Origin of the sequence: Pseudomonas sp. Pseusp97 (assembly GCF_047304025.1) — a bacterium.
In the GTDB taxonomy this organism is placed as follows: domain Bacteria; phylum Pseudomonadota; class Gammaproteobacteria; order Pseudomonadales; family Pseudomonadaceae; genus Pseudomonas.
This window is the reverse complement of the sequence record NZ_JBGLYK010000236.1, coordinates 1-8,269: the sequence shown is the minus strand read 5'-3', so window position 1 is coordinate 8,269 and position 8,269 is coordinate 1. Positions and strand designations below refer to the sequence as shown.

At 65.4% G+C, this 8,269-nt stretch carries 9 protein-coding genes; 5 read left to right on the top strand and 4 right to left on the bottom strand.

What is annotated here, in order from left to right; genetic code table 11:
* Together mreC and mreB are read right to left on the bottom strand one after the other, a co-directional pair.
* A partial coding sequence (mreC, locus tag ACCC94_RS25435; RefSeq protein WP_413352399.1) for a rod shape-determining protein MreC occupies window positions 1–865 on the bottom strand: 865 nt, incomplete at its 3' end.
* Window positions 866–996: 131 nt separating this feature from the next.
* Window positions 997–2,034: a rod shape-determining protein MreB gene (mreB, locus tag ACCC94_RS25430; protein ID WP_017518164.1), complete on the bottom strand. Its 1,038-nt coding sequence runs from the start codon at window positions 2,032–2,034 to the stop codon at window positions 997–999.
* Between the two features lie 238 nt (window positions 2,035–2,272).
* Between mreB and gatC the strand changes: the two genes are divergently transcribed.
* From gatC to ACCC94_RS25405, 5 genes are read left to right on the top strand one after another with little or no spacing between them, the layout of a single operon-like run.
* Window positions 2,273–2,560, top strand: a complete 288-nt coding sequence (gene gatC / locus ACCC94_RS25425; RefSeq protein ID WP_413352398.1) for an Asp-tRNA(Asn)/Glu-tRNA(Gln) amidotransferase subunit GatC — start codon at window positions 2,273–2,275, stop codon at window positions 2,558–2,560.
* A 19-nt stretch (window positions 2,561–2,579) separates the two neighbouring features.
* Entirely contained in the window at window positions 2,580–4,034 is a 1,455-nt protein-coding gene (gene gatA, locus ACCC94_RS25420; protein WP_413352397.1) for an Asp-tRNA(Asn)/Glu-tRNA(Gln) amidotransferase subunit GatA, read from the top strand.
* A gap of 11 nt (window positions 4,035–4,045) precedes the next feature.
* On the top strand, window positions 4,046–5,491 hold the full coding sequence (gene gatB, locus ACCC94_RS25415; protein ID WP_413352396.1) for an Asp-tRNA(Asn)/Glu-tRNA(Gln) amidotransferase subunit GatB: 1,446 nt from the start codon (window positions 4,046–4,048) through the stop codon (window positions 5,489–5,491).
* A gap of 53 nt (window positions 5,492–5,544) precedes the next feature.
* The gene (locus ACCC94_RS25410; RefSeq protein WP_413352395.1) at window positions 5,545–5,928 is read left to right on the top strand and encodes a septal ring lytic transglycosylase RlpA family protein; all 384 of its coding nucleotides are present in this window, start codon (window positions 5,545–5,547) and stop codon (window positions 5,926–5,928) included.
* A gap of 10 nt (window positions 5,929–5,938) precedes the next feature.
* A complete protein-coding gene (locus ACCC94_RS25405; RefSeq protein WP_413352394.1) occupies window positions 5,939–6,328 on the top strand; it encodes a carboxymuconolactone decarboxylase family protein in 390 nt (129 codons plus the stop codon).
* A gap of 612 nt (window positions 6,329–6,940) precedes the next feature.
* Here the strand turns inward: ACCC94_RS25405 and ACCC94_RS25400 are convergent.
* Together ACCC94_RS25400 and ACCC94_RS25395 are read right to left on the bottom strand one after the other, a co-directional pair.
* Window positions 6,941–7,756 carry a YfaP family protein gene (locus ACCC94_RS25400; RefSeq protein WP_413352393.1) on the bottom strand — a complete coding sequence of 272 codons (816 nt, stop codon included), beginning with the start codon at window positions 7,754–7,756 and terminating at the stop codon, window positions 6,941–6,943.
* 5 nt (window positions 7,757–7,761) lie between these two features.
* The coding region (locus ACCC94_RS25395; RefSeq protein ID WP_413352392.1) for a DUF2300 domain-containing protein at window positions 7,762–8,269 on the bottom strand (508 nt) is incomplete at its 5' end.

Genomic DNA, 8,269 nt, shown 5'->3' with positions numbered 1-8,269 from the left:
GTGCTGGTTGTGCCGGCGCGCCGGACTCGGCGGCCTTGCGGTCGGCCTCCGCCTGGGCTTCGGCGGCATCGGTGGCGCGCTGTTCGGGGGTACGGCTGTCGCTGAACACCAGCAGCACGTAGCGGCTGCGGTTCATCTTGGCGGTCGGTACGGCGCGAATGGTGGCGAAAGGCCCACCGGTGTCGTGCAGCACTTCCTTCACCACCGCTACCGGATAGCCGGCCGGAAAGCGCTGGCCGAGGCCGGAACTGACCAGCAGATCGCCTTCCTTGATATCGGCGGTATCGGCGACGTAGCGCAGCTCCAGGCGTTCCGGGTTGCCGGTGCCCACGGCGATGGCGCGCAGGCCATTGCGGTTCACCTGCACCGGAATGCTATGGGTGGTATCGGTCAGCAGCAGCACGCGCGCGGTGTAGGGCATGACCTCGACCACCTGGCCCATCAGGCCACTGGCGTCGAGCACAGGCTGGCCCTGGAACACGCCGTCCTTCTCGCCCTTGTCGATCAGGATGCGCTGGGTGAAGGGGTTCGGGTCGACGCCGATCAGCTCGCCCACCAGCACCTTGTCATCGACCAGTGCGGAGGAGTTGAGCAGTTCGCGCAGGCGTACGTTCTGTTCGGTAAGCGTTGCCAGCTTCTGCAGGCGGCGCTGCATCAGCAGCTGCTCGGCCTTCAGGCGCTCGTTCTCGGCCAGCAGCTCGCTGCGGCTGGTGAACTGGTCGCGAACCCCTTCCCAGGCGCGAACGGGGATATCGGCGATACCATAGAAGGGACTCAGCACGAGGCCCAGCTGGCTGCGTACCGGTTTCAGATAATCGAAGCGGGCATCGACCACCATCAAGGCGACCGACAGGACAGCGAGCACCAGCAGGCGCGCACCCAGCGAGGGCCCTTTGGAGAATATCGGTTTGATGACCGGCTCCTAGCTGTGCAAGGTCGGTTGAAGTTTCACCAGCACGGGCGAAACGTCAACCGACCTTTACAGGACCTTCCACCTTATTCGGTGGAAAGCAGGTCCATCGAATGACGGTCCATCATCTCCAGCGCCTTGCCGCCGCCACGGGCGACGCAGGTCAGCGGGTCTTCGGCGACGATCACCGGCAGGCCGGTTTCCTGCGCCAGCAGCTTGTCCAGGTCGCGCAGCAGCGCGCCGCCACCGGTCAGCACCAGGCCGCGCTCGGCGATGTCCGAAGCCAGTTCCGGCGGGGACTGTTCCAGGGCGCTCTTGACCGCCTGGACGATGGTCGCCAGGGACTCCTGCAGCGCTTCGAGCACTTCGTTGGAGTTCAGAGTGAAGCTGCGCGGCACGCCTTCGGCCAGGTTGCGGCCACGGACGTCGACTTCGCGGACTTCGCCGCCCGGGAAGGCGGTGCCGATTTCCTGCTTGATGCGCTCGGCGGTGGATTCGCCGATCAGGCTGCCGTAGTTGCGGCGCACGTAGGTGACGATGGCTTCGTCGAAGCGATCGCCGCCAACGCGGACGGATTCGGCGTAGACCACACCGTTGAGGGAGATCAGGGCGATCTCGGTGGTGCCGCCGCCGATGTCGACGACCATGGAACCACGGGCCTCTTCCACCGGCAGGCCGGCGCCGATGGCGGCTGCCATCGGTTCTTCGATCAGGTACACCTCGCGTGCGCCGGCACCCAGGGCCGATTCACGGATGGCGCGGCGTTCCACCTGGGTGGACTTGCACGGCACGCAGATCAGCACGCGCGGGCTGGGCTGCAGGAAGCTGTTCTCGTGCACCTTGTTGATGAAGTACTGCAGCATCTTCTCGCAGACGCTGAAGTCGGCGATCACGCCGTCCTTCATCGGACGAATGGCGGCAATGTTGCCCGGAGTGCGGCCCAGCATGCGTTTGGCTTCGGTACCGACCGCTACCACGCTCTTCTGGCTGCCGTGGCTACGAATGGCGACCACGGACGGTTCGTTCAGGACGATGCCGCGCTCGCGCACATAAATAAGGGTATTGGCAGTGCCCAGGTCGATCGACAGATCACTGGAGAACATGCCACGCAGTTTTTTGAACATTGGAAAGAAACCCGTAGGTGGAGCGTGGGTGAAAAATGCGCGGGTAAAAAAGTGCGGCAAACTCTAACAATGACGGGGGTTTTGGGCAAGGCGGCAATTTATGCTAGATTCCTCGTTTTTCGGGCCTGCAGGCCCGTCCCAGCGGCCTTCGACCGTCTGCCGCGGGTTCTGTTCCCTGCCCCCTCATTCCTTCCGGCCAGGTCCAGTTCGAACCGGGCCGCTCTAGCTGGAGACCCCGATGGCGCTTGAACGCTCCGACGTGGAAAAGATCGCCCACCTCGCCCGCCTGGGCCTGGAGGAAGCTGACATTTCGCGCACTACCGACACTCTCAACAACATCCTCGGCCTGATCGACGCCATGCAGGCGGTCGATACCGACGGCGTGGAGCCCCTGGCCCACCCGCTGGAAGCCACGCAGCGCCTGCGCGCCGACGCAATCACCGAGGAGAACCGCCGCGAAGCCTACCAGGCCATCGCGCCGGCCGTGGAAGACGGCCTTTACCTCGTCCCGAAAGTCATCGAGTAAGCGCTAAGGACACGGACATATGCTGCATCAATTAACCCTCGCCGAAGTCGCCCGCGGACTCGCCGACAAGCAATTCTCCGCCCAGGAACTGGCCACTGCCCTGCTCGCGCGCATCCAGCAGCTCGACCCGCAGCTGAACAGTTTCATCACCGTCACCGAAGAAATCGCCCTGGCCCAGGCCAAGGCGGCCGACGAGCGGCGCGCCAAAGGCGAGACGGGTGCCCTGCTGGGCGCGCCGATCGCCCACAAGGACCTGTTCTGCACCCAGGGCGTGCGCACCAGCTGCGGTTCGAAGATCCTCGACGCCTTCGTCTCGCCCTACGACGCTACCGTCGTCGAGCGCCTCGCCGACGCCGGCACCGTGACCCTGGGCAAGCTGAACATGGACGAGTTCGCCATGGGCTCGGCCAACGAATCCAGCCATTACGGCCCGGTGAAAAACCCCTGGGACACCTCCCGCGTACCGGGCGGCTCCTCCGGCGGTTCCGCTGCCGCCGTGGCCGCGCGCCTGATTCCGGCCGCCACCGGCACCGACACCGGCGGCTCGATCCGCCAGCCGGCCGCGCTGACCAACCTCACCGGCATCAAGCCCACCTATGGCCGCGTGTCCCGCTGGGGCATGATCGCCTACGCCTCCAGCCTCGATCAGGGCGGCCCGCTGGCCCGCACCGCCGAGGACTGCGCGCTGATGCTCGGCGCCATGGCCGGCTTCGATCCGAAGGATTCCACCTGCGTCGACCAGCCGGTGGACGACTACCTCGCCGCCCTGGCCAAGCCGCTGACCGGCCTGCGCATCGGCCTGCCGAAGGAATACTTCGGCGCCGGCCTGGACAGCCGCATCGCCGACGCGGTGATGAAAGTGGTCGAGCAGCTCAAGCAACTCGGCGCAGTGGTCAAGGAAATCTCCCTGCCGAACATGCAGCACGCGATCCCCGCTTATTATGTGATCGCCCCCGCAGAAGCCAGCTCCAACCTGTCGCGCTTCGATGGCGTCCGCTACGGCTACCGCTGCAAGGACCCGAAGGACCTGCAGGACCTGTACAAGCGCTCCCGCGCCGAAGGCTTCGGCGCTGAAGTGAAGAACCGCATCATGGTCGGCACCTACGCGCTTTCCGCCGGTTACTACGACGCGTATTACCTGAAGGCTCAGAAGATTCGTCGCCTGATCAAGAACGACTTCACCAATGCCTTCGCCGAAGTCGACGTGATCCTCGGCCCGACCACGCCGAACCCGGCCTGGAAACTGGGCGAGAAGAACAACGACCCGGTCGCCCAGTACCTGGAAGACATCTACACCATCACCGCCAACCTCGCCGGCATCCCGGGCCTGTCCATGCCCGCCGGCTTCGTCGACGGCCTGCCGGTAGGTGTCCAGCTGCTCGCGCCGTACTTCCAGGAAGGCCGCCTGCTCAACGTCGCGCACCAGTACCAACTGGCGACCGACTGGCACAAACAAGCACCGGCTGGATTCTGAGGACGACACACATGCAATGGGAAACCGTGATCGGGCTGGAAATCCACGCACAGCTCTCCACCCAATCGAAGATCTTCTCCGGTAGCGCCACCACCTTCGGCGCCGCCCCGAACACCCAGGCCAGCCTGGTCGACCTGGCCATGCCCGGCACCCTGCCGGTGCTGAACCAGGAGGCCGTGCGCATGGCCTGCCAGTTCGGCCTGGCGATCAACGCCGAGATCGCCGAGCGCAACGTCTTCGCGCGCAAGAACTACTTCTACCCGGACCTGCCCAAGGGCTACCAGACCAGCCAGATGGACCACCCCATCGTCGGCAAGGGGTTCCTGGACATCACCCTGGAAGACGGCACCGTCAAGCGCGTCGGCATCACACGCGCGCACCTGGAAGAAGATGCCGGCAAGAGCCTGCACGAAGACTTCCACGGCATGAGCGGCATCGACCTGAACCGCGCCGGTACTCCGCTGCTGGAGATCGTCTCCGAGCCGGAAATGCGCAGCGCCAAGGAAGCCGTGGCTTATGCCAAGGCGATCCATGCGCTGGTGCGCTACCTGGGCATCTGCGACGGCAACATGGCCGAGGGTTCGCTACGTTGCGACTGCAACGTATCGGTGCGCCCCAAAGGCCAGGCCGAGTTCGGCACGCGCCGCGAGATCAAGAACGTCAACTCGTTCAAGTTCATCGAACGCGCCATCAACACCGAGATTGCCTGGCAGATCGACGAGCTGGAATCCGGGCGCAAGATTGTCCAGGAAACCGTCCTGTATGACGTAGCAGCCAACGAAACGCGCTCCATGCGCAGCAAGGAGGAAGCCAACGACTACCGTTACTTCCCCTGCCCGGACCTGCTGCCGGTGGTGATCGAGCGCGCCTTCCTCGACGACCTGCGCGCCCAGCTGCCGGAGCTGCCGGACCAGAAGCGCGAGCGCTTCGAAAGCCAGTACGGCCTGTCGGCCTACGACGCCAGCGTGCTCTCCGCCAGCCGCGAGATGGCCGACTACTTCGAACAGGTCCAGACCATCTGCGGCGACGCCAAGCTGGCGGCCAACTGGGTGATGGGCGAGCTGTCCAGCCTGCTCAACAAGGACGGACTGGAAATCGAGCAATCGCCGGTATCCGCCCAGCACCTGGGCGAGATGATCCTGCGCCTGAAGGACGGCACCATCAACGGCAAGGCGGCCAAGACCGTGTTCGCCGCCATGGCCGAAGGCGAAGGCTCGCCCGACGAGATCATCAAGGCCAAGGACCTGGTGCAGAACACCGATTCGGGTGCGGTCGAGAAGCTGCTGGACGACGTGCTGGCGGCCAACGCCGAGCAGGTCGAACAGTACCGCGCCAGCGACGAAGCCAAGCGCGGCAAGATGTTCGGCTTCTTCGTCGGCCAGGCCATGAAGGCCGCCAAGGGCAAGGCCAACCCGGCACAAGTGAACGAACTGCTGAAGAAGAAGCTCGAAGCCTGAGCCCAAACTTCATGACGCCGGGCTTGCCCGGCGTTTTTTCGTCCGGAGGATCGATGCTGCGACCCTTGGCCCTCGTTGGCTGCCTGGCCCTGCTGGCCGGCTGCAGCACCACGTCTTACTACAGCGACTCGGAAGTCTCCGGCCGCGGCTACCGCGCCGAAGGCACTGCGTCCTATTACGGCAAGGCGCACCACGGCAAGCGCACCGCCAGCGGCGAGCGCTTCAACCAGAACGCCCTGACCGCCGCGCATCGCACCCTGCCCTTCGGCACCCGGGTGAAGGTCACCAACCTCGACAACGGCCGCAGCGTCGTGGTCCGCATCAACGACCGCGGGCCGTTCGGCCGTGGGCGGATCATCGATCTGTCCAGGGCGGCCGCCGAACAACTCAACATGCTGCGCTCCGGCACCGCGCCGGTGCGCCTGGAAGGACTCTGAAGGAGCGGCAATGAGCAACGACAACCGCAAGGCCGGCGAACAGGTGCGCCGTGAAGTGATGGGCGACGCCTTCGTCGACCGCGCCCTGGGCAACGCCACCGAGTTCACCCAGCCGTTGCAGGACTTCGTCAACGAGCACGCCTGGGGCGGCGTGTGGAACCGCGAAGGCTTGCCCCTCAAGACCCGCAGCCTGATCACCCTGGCAGCGCTGACTGCGCTCAAGTGCCCGCAGGAGCTGAAAGGCCATGTGCGCGGCGCGCTGAACAACGGCTGCACGGTGGAGGAGATTCGCGAAGCGCTGCTGCATTGCGCGGTGTATGCCGGCGTCCCGGCGGCCATCGACGCCTTCCGCGCGGCGCAGGAAGTGATCGACGCGTGGCAGGCGGATCGGAAGGCTTGATATCTGACAGCGCCTGTTGGCGCTGTTCGCGGGCATCGCCCGCTCCTACAAGGGAGTTCGCAGCGCAGCGGTTCGCGAGCAAGCTCGCTCCTACGAAAATCGCATTAGGCTCTGGCTCTTGAAGACTTCCAGTGAAATGCCCGCACGCTCCAGAGTGCCCCTTTCAGGAGGCCGAAGGTGATCGGAGTTTCAGGGGTTGAGCGACATGGATGTCGCGAGAGCTGCGATGGGCCAGGGACGGCCCTTCGCAGCGGGCCCCTGGAACTCCGAAGAACCGAGGGTACTTTTCGCGAAGCGAAAAGCCGGATGGAGGGGCGAGACCTTTGCCTACTTTGGGTCGTTTGCCAAAGTAGGTCGCCCGAGGGGGCGAAACAAGAAGTTCGCGCGCACGCCGAAGCGGCGCGAAAAACCTCACCCGAAGCAGCATTCGGGGTGGATGACACGGAACGAGTTATCCACTAATGCCACGACGGCGGATAACGCTGGCGCGTTATGCGCCCTACAAATCGAGCGTGGCGTGATCCTGTAGGAGCGGGCCTTGTCCGCGAAAGGTTCGCCTCGCGCCGGAGGCCATCGCGGACAGGGTCCGCTCCTACGAAAGCGATTCTGGCCTTACGGGTAACTGAACCGCTTCACCAGCGTCAGCTCACCCGGCTGGCGCATCGGGATCAGGAAGGACTCCTGCTTCTCGTTCACCGTCCCTTCCTCCGTGACGATGGTCACCTGCGCCGTGGTCAGCGGCTTGGCTGCGTTCACGTCGCCCGAGCTTTCATCCGAGCTCCAGCCGCCGCCGTAGTAGTTCACGTAGACCAGGTACTGGCCCTTGAGCGGAGTCGGGCTGGCGATGATTTCCGGGCCGTAGCCGGTGGTCACGTCGACATCCTGGGCCGCGCCGTTGGGCAGTGAGCGGTTGCCGTACCAGACGTGCCCACCATCGGGCGTCACCAGGTGCAGGTCGAGGTCGGTATTGTCCGAATCCCAGGACAGCAGCACCCGCAGCTTGGCCGCCACTTCACCGCCGCCACCGCCGTGGTAGAACTGCACGCGCTTGTGTTTCTGGCCGTCCGGGCTGATCACCTCGACGCTATTGGAGCCCGCAGGAAAGGCGAACGGGCGGTCGAACTTGCCGTCGCCTTCGACGCGCATCGGCATGGCCACGCCGTTGACCACCAGGCGCGCCGGCTCCTTGCTGTCCTTGGGCAGGCCACGGATCTCGCCACGGATGCGCGCGGTATCGGACTGGTCCTCCCGCGAATTCACCGAGGACGCCGGGTAGTTCACCGTCTGCCGGAAGTCGGCCTTGTCGCCATCGCCCGAGCGCCAGCCGCCCAGCGGGGTATCCAGGCTGATCGGCGATTCGGCGGCCTGCGCGCCCAGCGGGATCAGGCTGGCGAGCAGGGACAGGCGGAGCGCGTGGGCGAATTTCATGCTGATCATTCCAGTATCAGGCGACGGGCCAGGCTTTCCACGTAGCCCTCGTCTTGTCCATTGGGGTGCGCCTGGAAGGCCAGGTGCAGGTATTCGTGAGCCAGGTCGAGGCGGTCCTGCTGGGAGTACAGGCCGCGCACGTAGATGCGCTGGCGTTCGCGGTCGACGTAGGGCCGACCACTGCTCAGCCGGCACACGGCGAAGGACTGCAACTCTTCATAGCCGGCCTCGCCGTCCAGGCGCGGGCGCCACTCGCGGCGCTGCGCCTTGAGCCAGCGCTCGGCCTCGGGCAGCGGCTGGCAGGCGGCAGTCGGGTTGCTCCAGCGGCTCAGGCTGGTGCGCGGGAAAGCTCGGGCAAGGATCGCGTCATAGCGCAGGCCCTTGGCGGCCTGATCCCGGGCGTCGCGCCAGGACAGTTTCGACTGCCCCGCCTCGTCCGAATGGTAAGTAACGGTGCCGCCGGCCAGCACCAGGTCGGCAGTCCAGGCGGCAATGCCGCGCGCCGCCTCGCTG

Bases quoted from the DNA above. Each gene is read 5' to 3' on its own strand.
- ACCC94_RS25405 (WP_413352394.1), top strand. From the start codon at position 5,939: ATGAGCAACGACAACCGCAAGGCCGGCGAACAGGTGCGCCGTGAAGTG.
- gatC (WP_413352398.1), top strand. From the start codon at position 2,273: ATGGCGCTTGAACGCTCCGACGTGGAAAAGATCGCCCACCTCGCCCGC.
- ACCC94_RS25400 (WP_413352393.1), bottom strand. From the start codon at position 7,756: ATGAAATTCGCCCACGCGCTCCGCCTGTCCCTGCTCGCCAGCCTGATC.
- ACCC94_RS25410 (WP_413352395.1), top strand. From the start codon at position 5,545: ATGCTGCGACCCTTGGCCCTCGTTGGCTGCCTGGCCCTGCTGGCCGGC.
- mreB (WP_017518164.1), bottom strand. From the start codon at position 2,034: ATGTTCAAAAAACTGCGTGGCATGTTCTCCAGTGATCTGTCGATCGAC.
- gatA (WP_413352397.1), top strand. From the start codon at position 2,580: ATGCTGCATCAATTAACCCTCGCCGAAGTCGCCCGCGGACTCGCCGAC.
- gatB (WP_413352396.1), top strand. From the start codon at position 4,046: ATGCAATGGGAAACCGTGATCGGGCTGGAAATCCACGCACAGCTCTCC.